This is a genomic window from Pseudoalteromonas luteoviolacea NCIMB 1944, assembly GCF_001625565.1.
GTDB classification, from domain to species: Bacteria; Pseudomonadota; Gammaproteobacteria; order Enterobacterales; family Alteromonadaceae; genus Pseudoalteromonas; species Pseudoalteromonas luteoviolacea_F.
Genome location: NZ_AUXS01000039.1, coordinates 47561 through 62818, shown reverse-complemented (window position 1 = coordinate 62818; position 15258 = coordinate 47561). Strand labels below are relative to the sequence as shown.

Below are 15258 nucleotides of genomic sequence, written 5' to 3'. Positions count from 1 at the left end.
TCGATTTGTTGCAAAACAAGGGCGGCATTAAATCATGAAGTGTGAGCCTACAAGTCCACCGCCTCACAAAGCCACCGCCTCACAAACTGGCCACCCCAAAACCCGTCACCCTGAATTTACTTCAGGGTCCATTTAGGATCTTAAAGTTATATCTCCTTCAAATTCATCTAAAACATGGATTGCGGGGCAAGCCCTCAATGACGGTTTCGACATGATGTGCAACGATGACCGATATTAGTGTTTTAAACAGCTAAGTATGTAGCTCAATTTCAGTTCACAAGCTCTTGGCTAGGAATAAAATCTAGAACAGTCGCATTGATGCAATACCTATCCGTGCCTCTCGGTCCTTCATTCTTAAATACATGACCAAGGTGGATACCCGTCGACTTGGATCTGATTTCTGTTCGTACCATACCGTGACTTAAATCTTGATGGTAGGTGACGCTTCCTTTGACTGGATACTTGAAAGACAACCACCCTGTGCCCGAGTTAAAGCGATCTTTGGTATCAAACAAATGTGCACCACTGAGCTTGTCAACAAAAACGCCCTCTCCTGTGTTTTTGAAAATATCATATTGCTTGCAAAATGGACGTTCAGTGCCTTTTTGAAAGGCAATTTTGTAAGCTTCTGTTTTGCCAAGCTTAAACGCTCCCAGTACCTTGTAAAAGGTTTCTCGATTCATAAAGCCTTGATATCCAGCAACCTCTTTTCCATTTTCAATAAGTAAAATAGTTGGCGTCGCCCAAGTAGCAGACATAATGTCAATGCCTTGCAGTTGGTCCGCAAATCTGTAATGTAATGGAATTGAGCCCTTATAATCATTTACAACTGTACTTTTAAACTTTTCGCAGTAGGGGCAATAGCTTTTTGAATCTAACACTACTATATGTTTACCTCTTAAAAGCGCAGCGTTACTCACTTTCTTTTGATCCACTTTGTCAAAAGTCACACCCGTACTATGATCAGGGCAATACCCATTAGGGTTTTTCGCCAAATAATTTTGGTGATATTCCTCGGCAGACACAAATTTTTCAAGCGGCTTGATCTTTGTTTGGATATCACCATATCCTGCTTTTTGCAGCAAATGCTGATACTCCCCTTTGAGCTGATGGGCCACTTTTGCTTGGTTCTCTGTATCGAATAAAATGATGGAACGGTATTGTGTTCCTACATCATTACCTTGTCTGTTTTTTTGAGTCGGGTCATGGCTTTCAAAATAAGACTTAATTAATGACTCAGTGGACAGTAAGTTTGCGTTATACGTCACCTTAACCACTTCAGCGTAGTTATTTTCATCATAACGACGACGAGGACTGATTATATTTTTATAGGTGGCTTTAAAGCCCCTACCATCGGCATACCCTGATTCCGCATCAATCACGCCAATCATTGCTTCGTAGCGCTTTTCTGGGCCCCAAAAGCAGCCAGATCCTAATACAAGTGTTTTGATATTTACACTTGCATTATCCATCTCAGGTTTCGGCATATCAGCGGCGAAAGAAATAGCTGAAAACAGACCGAGTAACAAAGTAAAGTTAAGCTGCTTCTTCACGTAAGTGCTCCTTTAATAATTATCTATCCATTTGGACCGAGCTTCGAATAAAACAATTTCAAAATTTTGCATAACAAGCTGGCAAACTTGTTCAATGTTAGTAAAAACTTCGTCATTGCTGCACCACTCGCCTTATACAAATAATCTTGCTTTACCAAGAAAGTTAAACGCAATAACACCTTGTGCACCAACTTGCTACACTGATACCACACCCGTTGCAATTGCAACTCACCCTAGAATCCAAGCAGTTCAACGACATTAGATTAATATGCCATTGAAAATAGGGTAAAACGTTGGCACGCAATATCCAGAGGATTTTTAAAAATGTCTTTTATCTCTCGCCTTTCAGCGATCGCAGTTGCACTTGGTGCTTCAATTTCAGCCCAAGCTGCGGACATCCAATTCACATCTAAGCTTGAAAACGCTGAGTCACTCGTAATTTTCAAAGCAGAAGACAAAAAAGCTGCTTTCAAATTTTTAGACAAGCCGACTAGAGCGCAATTAGACAGAGCGTTAGAAAGTGAAGGCTTTCAAGGCAAATTTGGAAAAACCGTTGAAGTGCTAGCGCCTGTATCCTCTGACTATAAGCGCATCATCGTTGTGGGTTTAGGCAAAGAAGATGAACTAAACGCAAGTAAAATGACTAAACTTGGCGGCAATCTGCACGCAAAGTTGGAAGATAAAAAGTCCGCAAGTGTTGCTGTTGCTTTTGAAGACTTTGATGGTGAAATTAATAACTCTCAGCTAGCTGCTCAGCTTGCTCACGGTATTAACTTACGTGACCACACTTTTGAAGTTTATAAAAAAGAACCAAATAACTTTAATATTAGCTACAGCATAGATGTAGACAGTAAACGCAAAGCTGCCAAAGAGTACATCCCGCTTGAGCATATTCAATCAGGTGTGTTTCTTGCTCGTGACTTAACTTCTGAAATTGCTTCTGAAATGACACCAGTCGATTTTGCAAAAGCTGCAAAACAGCTTGAGCAATATGGTGTTGAAGTAAAAGTATTAGAGCCAGCTGAAATTAAAGAGCTTGGAATGGGCGCCCTTGAAGCTGTCGGTCGCGGCAGTGCACAAGGCTCAAGACTTGTAATTGCACATTACAAAGGTAACAACGACACACCAATCGCGCTTGTAGGCAAAGGCATTACTTTTGATTCCGGTGGCTATAACGTTAAAACTGGTAAGTCAATCGCGCTAATGAAAGTTGATATGGCTGGTGCAGCTGCCGTACTTGGTACAGTTAAAGCGATGGCCAAAGCAAAAGCAGATGTAAACGTGGTTGCGGTGATGCCAATGGCTGCCAACATGGTATCTGAAAACTCTTTCGCGCCTGGCGATGTTCTGCGTACAGCTGAAGGCTTAAGTGTTGAAGTACTTAACACAGATGCTGAAGGCCGACTTATTTTAAGTGATGCGCTATGGTATGCACGTCAGTACTACAAACCAGAAATTATGATTGATCTTGCAACGTTAACTGGTTCTAAAATCCGTGCAGTTGGTAATAACTACTCGGCCATTTTCTCAGAAGACGATGAGCTTGTTAAAGAGTTTACGATCGCAGGTCAAACAGTTAACGAGCAAGTTTGGCGTCTGCCTCTTGGATATAAAGACGCGCTAAATTCTGACATAGCAGATCTAACTAATATTGGCTCTTACGGTCCAGGTGCGACTACAGCAGCGACCTTCTTACAACAGTTTGTTGGCGATACACGCTGGGTTCACATTGATATCGCGGGCAATGCAATCTCTAAAAAAACCAAAGATGAAGTTCCTGCCGGTGGCACTGGATACGGCGTCCGTATTCTTAGTGAATGGTTATTGAGCGGTAACTAACCCCTCCAATAAAAAGGCCATGCATTGCATGGCCTTTTTCTTATTTCTATTTATGTGGCCTCCCACACTATTACTATGTATATTAAACACGCAACAGCACCTGTAATGACAACACTATAAATAATAAAAAAGTCGTGTTTCAAATTATTATAAAGACAACATAATGACAAACAACAAGACCTATATTCTGGGCGAGCGTGCACTCGTTTTAGAAATATTTCAGACTAATCTTTCGCAACACCAACAAAATAAATTGTTTGCGTTACACGCTTGGATGCGTGAACAAAAAGTCTTCATAGATATCGTACCGGCCAAAACGACCATCACAGGCTACTTAATGCACTCTCAAGATCCAGAATACTGGTTAGATAGACTAAGAGAGGCTTGGGAAGACATTGAACCAGAGGCATTTCAACCAACTGTTCACCAAATCATCACACGCTATGGAAAAAGTGACGGACCAGACCTAGATTCCGTCGCATCTCTAACCGGCTTGAACCCATCTCAAGTGGTTGAGCTACACAGTGAACAAAGTTATCAAGTCAAATTCTTAGGATTTTTACCTGGCTTTGCCTATTTGGGGGATCTAAACCCAAAACTACATTTACCTCGCCTTGATACACCTAGAACACACGTGCCGCCGGGTTCAGTGGCGATAGCACAAGACCTTACGGCAGTTTATCCGAGTGAATCACCAGGAGGATGGCGACTTATCGGTCACACAGACACCGTTTTGTTTAATCATCAATTAGAATCACCAAGTATTTTGCAACCAGGAGATGTTGTAAAGTTCATACCAAGCACGGAGGGAATATGCTAACAATCTTAAAATCTGGTATTCAAACGTGCATACAAGATTTAGGAAGAAGTGGTTTCAGACATTTAGGCGTGTCACAAGCTGGCGTGATAGACACTCTAGCAGCTAAAAGCGCTAACATACTCCTTAATAACTCCCCAGATACCGCTGTTATTGAGATAACCGTCGGCTTATGTAAGTTTAAGTTTGACCGTCCAACCAACTTTTCGATCACTGGTGCGGAGCTTGGTGCAAAACTTAATGGAAAAAGCGTAGCCACAGGGTGGCGATATTACGCTGAAGCTAACGACACATTAACTTTTGCGTCGAGCAAAAATGGTTTGCGTGCTTACTTTGCGGTTCAAGGTGGGTTCAATGAAGTCACCCCGGTGATGAATTCGTTGGCAACAGATGTACAAGCGGGATTTGGAGGCCTCAGCGGCAGGGCTTTGCAAGACGGTGACGTACTGCCCTACACTCAGTTTGACCCGCTCGGTTCCATTGGCGCTGCTCTGCCAGATTATGTGAACACAATTCGCGTTATTCCAGGGCCACACATCGATTTGTTACCCAAAGACAATCAACAGCATTTGTACGACCAACAATGGCAGGTACAACCAAACAGTAATCGCATGGGGTTAAGAGTCGCAAGTGATATTGATATGAGCCACAACCTAAGTATTACTAGCCAAGCAGTAAGTCCTGGCGTGATACAATTACCACCCAATGGCCAACCTATCGTATTGCTTAATGACTGCCAAACAACAGGGGGATACCCAATTATCGCTCATGTAATTGAAGCTGATTTACGTCATTTAGGCCAATTGCATGCAGGAGCACGTTGTCAATTTCAAATCGCAAATAGACCGCAAGCTCAACAAGCATTAGACCAACAACAACAACACCTAGCACAATTAAAAATTGCTGTGCTACATCATGATAAGAAAAATATATGACTGAACTAAACTTGCTCCCGTTAACCGGGATATTGGTTGTCGTAGTCGGCTTTGCCCTGCGGTTTAACCCTTTATTAGTAGTCACTGCGGCAGGATTAATCACCGGCTGGGCAGTTGACTTGAACTTTGCTGAACTGCTAGCCACCTTTGGTGAAAAGTTTATGAACTCCCGACAACTGGCTAGTTTCTTGTTGATTTTGCCTGTTATTGCAATTTTGGAGCGCTACGGACTGCAAAATCGCGCAAAAAATTGGATTGCCAATATAAAAGGAGCCACTACCGCGAGAATTCTTAGCGTGTACTTCGTGGTGCGTGAGTCTTCGGCAGCCTTGGGTCTACTTAGCTTAGCTGGTCAAGCTCAAACCGTTAGGCCCTTGCTAGCCCCCATGGCATTGGGGGCTGCTGCAAATATTCATGGCGAACTTCCCAAAGAAGTCAAAGACATGATCAGCGCACATTCAGCCGCATGTGACAACATTGCCGTATTTTTTGGCGAAGACATATTTATTGCTTTTGGAGCCGTTTTATTAATGGATGCATTTTTAAAAGAAAATGGGATCCAAGGTATCGAGCCACTACACATTGGTCTTTGGGCCATACCCACTGCAATTTTTGCATTAATCGTACACCTTTTCCGTCTTGCTCGCCTCGAAGCAAAAATTTGCAACAAAATTGCTGAGATAAAGCAGCAACAAAACAAATCTGTTAGTACTGAGGAGTTAGCATGAGCGCAGTAAGCCAATCTACACACTCAGAACAACCTGCAATACTCTCTATTGACAATATCTATTTACTCATCGGCTTTTTGGTTCTGTTTTTAGTTGTTAAAACTCTACAAGACAAGCAACACCCAAAACGCCTCACTACAGCCCTATTTTGGATGCTCTTTGGTAATGTATTTTTATTTGGTGATCTATCAATTTCGCTCATTGGTGAAACGCTAACTAATCAGTGGGTGGGAGTCAGCGTTATCGCCATCGCCCTGTTGGCTGGTATGGGCAAGGTTTCAATGGGCACATACTATACCCCAAGCGAAGAAGAGCTAGACAAAAGCGCTCAGACGATCGGCAATAAGCTGTTTATTCCAGCTGTACTTATCCCCGTTATAACTGTGATTTGTACACTTTTTTTAGGTGGTCTTAATCTTGGTGGCACCTATTTATTTGACCAAAACCATTTAACCTTGGCGTCGCTAACACTTGCTTGTGGCGGTGCTTTATTGGTTGCATGGAAGTTCACTTCAGGTAGCCCTATTCAGGCGATAGGCGAATCTAGACGCCTTGTAGACTCAATCGGGTGGGCAGCAATTTTACCACAGATGCTGGCCATGCTGGGCGGCGTTTTCATCGTGGCAAATACTGGCACTGCGATACAGGATATTGTAACCCTGTTTATATCTCCGGATAACCGTTTTATGCTCGTTGTACTTTACTGTGTCGGTATGGCTTTATTTACTATGGTCATGGGCAACGCGTTTGCGGCTTTCCCAGTCATGACAGCGGGTATTGCTGTACCATTCTTGATTCAAGGACATGGCGCCAGTCCTGCGCCACTGGTAGCGATTGGTATGTACTCCGGTTACTGCGGCACGTTAATGACGCCAATGGCTGCGAATTTTAATATTATCCCAGCCGCACTACTCGATTTAAAAGACAAATATCAGGTGATCAAGGTGCAAATACCAACTGCGATCGCTCTATTAATCATCAATATCTTTTTAATGTATGGGGTTATTTTTAATGACTAAACCTAATCACCCTACCGTGTTAATCACTGGATTTGAACCTTTTGGTGGCGAAGCAATTAACCCTTCATGGCAAGCGGTTCAGAAGTTAGAAGGCCTTATTATCGAAGGTCATTTAATCGTAACGCGAGAACTTCCTTGTGAGTTTGACACCTCTTTGGAATCACTTTACAACAATATCGCACTGCATGAACCAAACCTCGTATTATGTGTTGGCCAAGCAGGCGGTCGCTGCGATATTACAATTGAACGTATTGCGATAAACATTAATGATGCAAGAATTAAAGACAATGCAGGCCACCAGCCTATCGATACACCAGTTGTTAAAGACGGTCCAGCGGCGGTATTTGCAAAGTTACCGATAAAACATATGCTTTGGGACCTGCATGAAGCGCAGATCCCAGCGAGTATTTCCAATACTGCCGGTACCTATGTATGTAATCATGTCATGTATGGTCTATGTCATTACATAGAAACACACAAAGCCAATTTAAAAGGTGGCTTTATCCATATTCCATATTTGCCTGAGCAAGCAGTGCACCATAGCGGTGCACCCAGTATGGCTGAGTCAACCGTCATTGCAGCGCTAAAATCCATGATTGCCTCGGCTTTAAGCCATGATCAGGATTTAGCCATAGCGGCAGGAACAACTCACTAATATCTTGCAATATTTTGGTGCAGAAATGCACCAAAATTTACTCCCTTCCCCCCAACGATATTTAGTATTTTCCGTGTGACTTCATCATAATTTTCTGTTAGTTATAGACTTAGTTTTATACAAAAATAACTATATTTATGACAGTGATTAGCCCGTGGCCGACGGCTAACAGGTAACGGGCGCAACAGGAATGAGGGTACTATGTGTTCAATATTTGGTGTTTTAGAAATCCAAGGCTCGGCTGATAAGTTACGAGCGCAAGCTATCGAAATGTCGAAAAAATTAAGACACCGAGGGCCTGACTGGTCCGGTGTATACTCTAGCGAAAAAGCAATTTTAGTGCATGAGCGACTCGCTATTGTTGGAGTTGCCAGTGGCGCTCAACCCTTGTACAACCCAGAGAAAACCCACGTACTTGCAGTAAATGGTGAAATATACAACCACAAGACACTTGCAGAGCAATTGGAAGTCCCGTTTGAGTTTCAAACAAAGTCTGATTGCGAAGTCATTTTAGCCTTATACAAACAAAAAGGGCCTGAGTTTTTAGATGATTTAAATGGCATATTTGCATTTTGTCTGTATGACGAAGAACAAGATGCTTATTTAATCGGTCGTGACCATATCGGTATTATACCTTTGTACACGGGCCGGGATCAGCACGGTAACTTCTACGTTGCCAGTGAAATGAAAGCGCTTACACCTATATGTAATCACATCGAGGAGTTTCCCCCAGGACACTATTTGTATTCCAAAGAAGGTTCTTATCACAAATATTACCAAAGAGATTGGCAAAGTTTTGATGCGGTGAAAAACAACTCAGCAAGCGCCCTTGATGTCAAAAATGGTTTGGAGGCTGCAGTAAAAAGGCAGCTGATGTGTGATGTACCATATGGCGTATTACTTTCCGGCGGGCTAGATTCCTCAGTTATCTCAGCTATAACCCAACAATTTGCCGCAAAGCGTATCGAAGATAATGACGCCAGTGATGCTTGGTGGCCTAAACTTCACTCATTTTCAATTGGTCTAGAAGGCTCGCCAGATCTAGCAGCTGCACAAAAAGTAGCGGATCAAATAGGCACAATTCACCACCCTATTCATTTTACAGTGCAACAAGGGTTAGATGCCTTGAAAGAAGTGGTTTATCACTTAGAGACCTATGATGTTACAACCATTCGCGCATCCACGCCTATGTATTTGATGGCAAGGTATATCAAAGCTATGGGTATCAAGATGGTGCTATCCGGTGAAGGCGCAGATGAACTATTTGGTGGATACCTTTACTTTCATAAGGCCCCAAATAGTAAAGAGTTTCATGATGAGCTTAACCGAAAAGTCTCTAAATTACACATGTTTGATTGTCTGCGTGCGAACAAATCGATGGCCGCTTGGGGCGTTGAGGCAAGAGTGCCATTTCTAGATAAAGAGTTTGTTGATATCGCCATGCGCACCAACCCTGAATACAAAATGTGTAAAGACGGTCGAATAGAAAAGCATGTTATTCGTGAAGGGTTTAGTGGTTACATTCCCGATGATGTTTTATGGCGTCAAAAAGAACAGTTTTCGGATGGTGTAGGTTACTCATGGATAGATTCGCTTCGTGACTATGCCGAGGCCCAAGTATCTGATCAAGATATGGCCAATGCACACTATCGCTTTGCAATTAACACCCCGGATAGCAAAGAAGCGTATTTCTATCGGACCATTTTTGAAGAGCACTTTCCTGGAGAAGCTGCAGCTAAGTGTGTACCTCATGGAAAGTCTGTCGCCTGCTCTACTCCTGAAGCACTAGCTTGGGACGAGAGTTTTGAAAACAATGCGGATCCGTCGGGTCGCGCCGCAAATGTGCACAACGATGCGTATAAACAGCAGTGATATAATAAAAACATCATAGGGTAATGATTAAAGTGGTCTACAGACCCTCATCTTGAGGCCACTTTAATAACCCTAATAATTATCGGTTTTTATATGCCATTTTACATACTACACTTGCAAGCATTCTAATCTAAAAGAGAAAAACCAATGATTGAACAAGGACAAAGCATTCCAGAGTCGGTATTAACTGAGTTAACAGCTGATGGCATGCAAAACCATACGTCTGAAGCGCTTTTTGCAAACAAAAAAGTCGTTGTTTTTGCAGTGCCAGGTGCTTTCACACCAACTTGCTCGCAAGCACATTTACCAGGATTTGTTGCACTGGCAGACAAAATCAAAGCTAAAGGTGTCGACAGCATCATTTGTGTTTCAGTCAATGACGCTTTTGTGATGAAAGCTTGGGGTGATGCGCAAAACGCAGATGAAATTTTAATGCTTGGAGACGGCGATGCAAGTTTCACTCAAGCGCTGGGCCTAGATATGGACACGGCAAGCTTTGGCGGTGTGCGCTCTCAACGCTACGCTATGATCGTTGAAAACGGTGTAGTTACTCAGTTGAACGTTGAAGCACCAAAAACTTTTGAGATCAGTAAAGCTGAAGTAATTTTAGAAGCGCTGTAATCACAAAGGTATTTTCGCTCATAACTATTCTATCCAACAGTTATGAGCGAGTTTATTAAAGCATTTCTTCGAGCTTACGTTATTAGCTGCTTTCAGGAAAAAAACGGATCTTTAATACTATTGCTTCGTTGGTAACTGCACGTAACAAGCCCTCAGTATCTTCACTCCAAGGGCACAATCTTAATAACTGACCTTTAAATCGTTGGCTAGGGCTATTTTGGCTGAGATTTAGTTCAAATAATGATGCGCTTTTAGCAATTTGATTGCTAGATAGAATCAATGCGTAGTCTGAATTTGAATCCAATGTTATTTGTTCTTCAATAGATTCAAATAGGTTTCCATCGGTTAAAAACTCCATCCCTTCATCACGGATCGGCCTAGCTTTTTTAAATCTAGCGTCTTGATGAAACTGCACAAAATTTTCTACGCTTGGCACAAAGGTTAAATTGCCCTGTTCAGGTATAGGCCCCCTTATATTTGTGTCCAAGACAGCAAAAGGGCGTAAAGGTCTAAGGCCAAACTCCTGCAGAGCTGGGATCTCACTAGTTTATGGGTTTTAACTATAAATGCTGTTCAGATTTGATTGGACCCATCAAACAAATCTGAAAAACGTTCAGCTGTGGATATAAAACACAGAGCACTCAAAGTCGTTTACGGCGTTAGCGCCTTAAATCCTGTTTGGTTATTAAAGTTTCTTTGCCATTTCCTTTTTGGCAACAACACTGTTAGCACCCTCTCTTATAATTACAGTCTCGAATCGCCCTTGCGTATTTTGTATAAACTCGACATAGGTTTGCTCTTCTGCATCATCACCTTGAAGTACAAATTGATTGGGGGCTATTGGCGCCAACGCACGCTCACCGACATAAAGCGTGTTATTTTTAAGCGAGAAATGCCTTGTTTTTGGCCGAGGTTCATCTGCACTGATAAAGCCCCTTTCCAACGCTGTATATTTATCTCTCGACACAGTGAATGGACCCGTAAATTGGCTAAGCCACTTAGCGTTAATAGCAGGCTCATAGCGATAGAATGGTCTGTAAAACGGCCAGTCGAATGCATCAGCAACAGCTCTTCTTATTTCTTCGTACAAGTTATCGCCGTTACTCCCATTGGTGAATATCACCAGCCCAGTTCCTAGATTTAAATGACCTTCCATCCAAGCTTTGTATGATTGATTTGAGCCTCCGTGACGAAAGCGCCTTAACTCCCCAGCTCCTGACATTTTTGGGCCTAATCCAAACTTGCCGAATCCAACTTCAGTCATCATTTGTTGCGCTAAATCGTGTTCTAGATAAGTATGTTTGCCTTGATAACTTTGCATCAGTGCGATCATCAAATGAGCATAGTCGCTTGGTGTGCTCCAAAGGCCTGATGCCGCCATTTCTGGAAAGGTATGCCACCCGCGCGGTTTTGCTTCTAATCGTCCAGATGCATCATGTGCTTTTGCAATATTGCCAAATGCTTTGGGTAAAGGGTTTTCGAAAGTAGAACGAGTCATGTTAAGTGGCTTAAACAGTAAATCTTCGCTGGCTGTTTCAAAAGGCTGATTTAAAACATCTTCAAATAACAGCTGAACAATCGTGGTGCCGCCGCCAGAATAACGCCAGCTTGTTCCTGGTTGATAAAACGTGCGTACAGGCTTGGTTCGGGAAAGTCCTGTCCCTTTTAGCGTGTCTAATACAGTCGGTGTGTCTTCGTGAGGGTTAAAATCAGGGAAGCCCCATAGAGAAAGCCCCGCCGTATGAGACAAGATCCCTCTCAGAGTAACCTTATCTTTATTTGTAAATTGGCTTTCAGGAACCCGCCACTGCTTTAGGTAGGTGTTGATGTCCGTATCCAATTCTATCTGTTTTTGGGATGTTAAGTTGAGTGCTGCTGCCGCTGTTGCAACTTTACTTAACGAGCCAACAGAAAACACTGTATTTTCATCAACAGGTTGTACTGTACCGACTTCTTTTACACCATAACCCTTAGCAAAGACAACTTTGTAATTGTCTATCACCGCAATTGACACACCCGGTACATTAAAATGAGCCATACGCTGAGATAAAGACCATGTTGTCGGATTGGACTTGTTGAGGACTGAATCTCTTAGTCCATTTTCCATCATCAGAACTTTAGCATTTATTGATTTATCTTCATTTGCATTGCTACTTGTACTTATAGCCATTAAAAACGCAAATGGAGCTATAAACAAAACTCGTGGGTAAGATGCCATAAAATTCCTTTTTTGATTTTCACTATGGTTAGATTTATTAGACGAACAAACTCTCCAATTTTTGATTTTCACTATGGTTAGATTTATTAGACGAACAAACTCTCCAATTTATTAAGAACTCGTTTTAGGCCCTTTCGTCTTTTGTCGATTCCATGACGACGTGCGTCGTAATAGTTCGAACTTGTGGAATAGATCCAAGTACATCGGCATGAAAAGCTTTATAAGCATTTAAGTCTGTTGTTTCTACTCGCAGTAAATATTCAAACTCACCGGTGACGTTATGACACTCTTTTACTGCACTGGCCAGTTCAATCGCAAGCTCAAACGATTTTTGAGACTCGGTTGAATGCTCCCTCAGTCCAACACCAACATACGCTATGAATCCTGTTCCAAGTTTTTCTGAATCCAACACCGCACGATATCCTTTGATCAGCCCTTGTGATTCCAGATCTTGAACACGTCTTAAACACGCAGAGGGAGAAAGCCCTATTTTTTCCGCAAGCTCTACGTTTGACAGGCGACCATCTTTGGACAATTCGCGCAATATGATTTGATTAAACTTATCTATTTTCATTTTTCCCTCCGTGAATAGAATAAACTGACTCATTCGTTCAAAGCAATGACACATCTCGCCAGAGCACAAGAAGAAGTACTCTGAAAAGAGAGTTAATTAGGGTGTTGTGGAACTGAGAATAGGCATGAAACCAACAAAAATACACCGCCTCAAACTATTTTGGGCTGCCATCAAAGAGTAAGCGATACAACCGTTGAAAAAACCTGACCACTGACTAAATCAGCGGTCGACTTAATCAAAAAGAGCAGTGAACAAAATACTCGCCTTGATACATTTTTTGATTCAATTTTTCCTTTATCTGTTGCTCTACTAGCTCTGCACCGCCTGCTATAGAGTGAAGCTGACATTGGTGCTTTTGTAAATAAGCCTGCATTTGACTGCTGTCGATATCCCAAATAATCGGTTCACCGAGTTTTTCAAGGTGACGATAAAGTAGCTTGGGAACTGTATTTTTGGAGCTTTCTCTAGGCTCCAGTGTCGAAAAGACAAATTGAGTACCGCTTCCAGTTAATGCCCGAATTGATTCAAAGACGGTGTCTACGTCCTGCTGATTTAAATACATCAAAACACCTTCGCAGATAAACAGTGTTCGTTTTTCTGGGCTAAAACCTTTAAATTCAGATAGTGCTGTTTTTAGCTGTTGACGTTCAAAGTCTACAGCCAAAAAGTGCATGTTCGAGCTATCAAGCGTATCTTCTTCTAACGCTTTCACTTTTTGCAACTGCGTGGCTGGGTGGTCAATTTCGATAAAATTAACGTCAACAAATGCCTGCTGCAAGCGCCAACACAGTGAATCAAACCCAGCCCCCAGCACAACAACTTGAGTTACCCCCTCAGATAAGGCTTTTAATGTTAACTGCTCGATATGACGTTTACGCAAAACATAATGTAGTGATATGCCCGGCAGTAGCAGGCGCTCTCTGACTTTGGCAAGTTTACAAAACCACCAGCTGTCAAGCTGCTTTAGTCTATGCTTACCTTGCTCACTACCTTGTAAGATTTGGCGAGATACAGAGATGACTTGCTCATCTACCAAATCGCTGTATTTTGAGGTTTTTGCTGCAAACAAAATGCCTTGGGCGACGGTAAAAGCGGTTGAACTGGCCTCGTTGTCTTTCATGAGCTTGCCTCACTGTAGAAAATAATGCTCTTATCTGTTAATCCAATATTGCCTGTTAGTGCTCGTTGTTCAAGGAATGCTTGACTTTCATCCCGTTCAACACCCGAAATGACCGAGAATGCGTGTCCTCCCATTCTAACTACTCGCTGATGCGGCTTTTTCAACATAGGCTTGGCTGTCTTTGACAGCTGATCCAAAAAAAACTCCAGTCTTTCTTCTTGTGATGCATGGGCATATATAAGTGCCCTGCGCCCCACATCCCGTAGTTTCTGTTCCATAACTTTAAGGATAGTTTTCATATAGCTTGGATCTTTATTTACCTTTTGCCAAAAATTATCCTTCTTTAGCACTAGAAGGTCGGTATTGACTATAGCAGCGGCATTGACTGTACGCCCCTGTTCATCAAAAAGGCAAGATTCACCGAACAGTTCACCTGCGGTCAATGTAGCTAAGTCAAACTGCTGTTGTTGATCTGCTCTGTCCATTGCAATACTTATCGCGCCACTACTTATCAGGTACGCTTCTTCAGCATTCTCTTCTGACGCATTAAAGATTGGCGTACCTGCACTGACCAGTAAATATTCGAAACTCTCAGAAAATAACTCTGTCAGTTTAGTACGAGCTCTTGGCCCACCGAAAGCCCATTGGGTGATCTGCTGCATAGAGCAATGCATAGGTATCATAGAAACCGAAATATGCTCATGTTGGATTTTCGCACCAAGTGCTTTTAGACCCATTCTTTTGTATATAGCAAGCGTTTCTATATTGGCAGTAGTAATAATATCTGTCACACCTCGGGATTCACCGATATCACAGCTCAATTTAAATAACGCTCTAAATAAGTCACGACGGTTTCGCCAATTAGCGTCAATAGCAAACATGCCAGAATTCGCTAATAACGGCGGAGGTAAATTTTGAGAGTGATTCTGCAAGATCAGTTGGCTACGGTATTGATTAAAGTCGTACATTTGGTCGGCTGGCAATTGCAGAGCACCATCTATAACAACACGTATGGTACCCACTGGCGTTTCGCCATCATATGCGATGATATTATAACTATCAGGCATACCGTCAAACATATCCATAATAATACGTTGCGGGTTGGCCTGCATGTATGCGTACTCTTCTACATATACCTGATATCTGAGTTGATAAACATGGTTGAGCTCAACCGGGGTGGAAGCAACTTTTACTCTAATAGACATTGATCGGAACTTTTTATTAATTATTATAAAGTCCGATTGTAGCCCTTTTTTATTACAATCAGCAAAACCTAAATAATTATAAAGTTAGACTTTGTTTTTAGC

General features: G+C 42.2%; 14 protein-coding genes. 8 read left to right on the top strand and 6 right to left on the bottom strand.

The window, feature by feature from the left end:
• Positions 1-269 precede the first annotated feature (269 nt).
• On the bottom strand, positions 270-1487 hold the full coding sequence (gene msrA, locus N483_RS14555; protein ID WP_155250710.1) for a peptide-methionine (S)-S-oxide reductase MsrA: 1218 nt from the start codon (positions 1485-1487) through the stop codon (positions 270-272).
• Between the two features lie 390 nt (positions 1488-1877).
• Between msrA and N483_RS14550 the strand changes: the two genes are divergently transcribed.
• From N483_RS14550 to N483_RS14515, 8 genes are all read left to right on the top strand, one after another.
• Positions 1878-3392 (top strand): leucyl aminopeptidase, encoded by a 1515-nt coding sequence (locus tag N483_RS14550; RefSeq protein ID WP_023397533.1) that lies wholly within the window; start codon positions 1878-1880, stop codon positions 3390-3392.
• 163 nt (positions 3393-3555) lie between these two features.
• Positions 3556-4212 (top strand): 5-oxoprolinase subunit PxpB, encoded by a 657-nt coding sequence (gene pxpB, locus N483_RS14545; RefSeq protein WP_023397532.1) that lies wholly within the window; start codon positions 3556-3558, stop codon positions 4210-4212.
• Positions 4206-5144 (top strand): biotin-dependent carboxyltransferase family protein, encoded by a 939-nt coding sequence (locus N483_RS14540; protein WP_023397531.1) that lies wholly within the window; start codon positions 4206-4208, stop codon positions 5142-5144. The genes pxpB and N483_RS14540 overlap by 7 nt, the downstream gene beginning before the upstream one ends.
• The gene (locus N483_RS14535; RefSeq protein WP_023397530.1) at positions 5141-5872 is read left to right on the top strand and encodes a DUF969 domain-containing protein; all 732 of its coding nucleotides are present in this window, start codon (positions 5141-5143) and stop codon (positions 5870-5872) included. Before N483_RS14540 ends, N483_RS14535 begins: the two co-directional genes overlap by 4 nt.
• Positions 5869-6891 (top strand): DUF979 domain-containing protein, encoded by a 1023-nt coding sequence (locus N483_RS14530; protein WP_023397529.1) that lies wholly within the window; start codon positions 5869-5871, stop codon positions 6889-6891. The genes N483_RS14535 and N483_RS14530 overlap by 4 nt, the downstream gene beginning before the upstream one ends.
• Positions 6884-7546 (top strand): pyroglutamyl-peptidase I, encoded by a 663-nt coding sequence (pcp, locus tag N483_RS14525; RefSeq protein ID WP_036975014.1) that lies wholly within the window; start codon positions 6884-6886, stop codon positions 7544-7546. The genes N483_RS14530 and pcp overlap by 8 nt, the downstream gene beginning before the upstream one ends.
• Before the next feature lie 201 nt (positions 7547-7747).
• Positions 7748-9418, top strand: a complete 1671-nt coding sequence (gene asnB / locus N483_RS14520) for an asparagine synthase B (RefSeq protein ID WP_023397527.1) — start codon at positions 7748-7750, stop codon at positions 9416-9418.
• A gap of 147 nt (positions 9419-9565) precedes the next feature.
• Positions 9566-10039, top strand: a complete 474-nt coding sequence (locus N483_RS14515; protein ID WP_023397526.1) for a peroxiredoxin — start codon at positions 9566-9568, stop codon at positions 10037-10039.
• Between the two features lie 82 nt (positions 10040-10121).
• Here the strand turns inward: N483_RS14515 and N483_RS14510 are convergent, their stop codons facing one another.
• The 5 genes from N483_RS14510 to N483_RS14490 all read right to left on the bottom strand — a co-directional run bounded on the left by N483_RS14510 (position 10122) and on the right by N483_RS14490 (position 15156).
• The gene (locus N483_RS14510; RefSeq protein WP_155250708.1) at positions 10122-10454 is read right to left on the bottom strand and encodes a hypothetical protein; all 333 of its coding nucleotides are present in this window, start codon (positions 10452-10454) and stop codon (positions 10122-10124) included.
• A 270-nt stretch (positions 10455-10724) separates the two neighbouring features.
• A complete protein-coding gene (locus N483_RS14505; protein WP_023397524.1) occupies positions 10725-12257 on the bottom strand; it encodes a serine hydrolase domain-containing protein in 1533 nt (510 codons plus the stop codon).
• Positions 12258-12381: 124 nt separating this feature from the next.
• Complete coding sequence (locus N483_RS14500) at positions 12382-12831, bottom strand: Lrp/AsnC family transcriptional regulator (RefSeq protein ID WP_023397523.1); 450 nt, start codon at positions 12829-12831, stop codon at positions 12382-12384.
• A gap of 235 nt (positions 12832-13066) precedes the next feature.
• Positions 13067-13951 (bottom strand): class I SAM-dependent methyltransferase, encoded by an 885-nt coding sequence (locus N483_RS14495; protein ID WP_023397522.1) that lies wholly within the window; start codon positions 13949-13951, stop codon positions 13067-13069.
• Entirely contained in the window at positions 13948-15156 is a 1209-nt protein-coding gene (locus N483_RS14490) for an N-acyl amino acid synthase FeeM domain-containing protein (protein WP_023397521.1), read from the bottom strand. The genes N483_RS14495 and N483_RS14490 overlap by 4 nt, the downstream gene beginning before the upstream one ends.
• Positions 15157-15258: the final 102 nt, after the last annotated feature.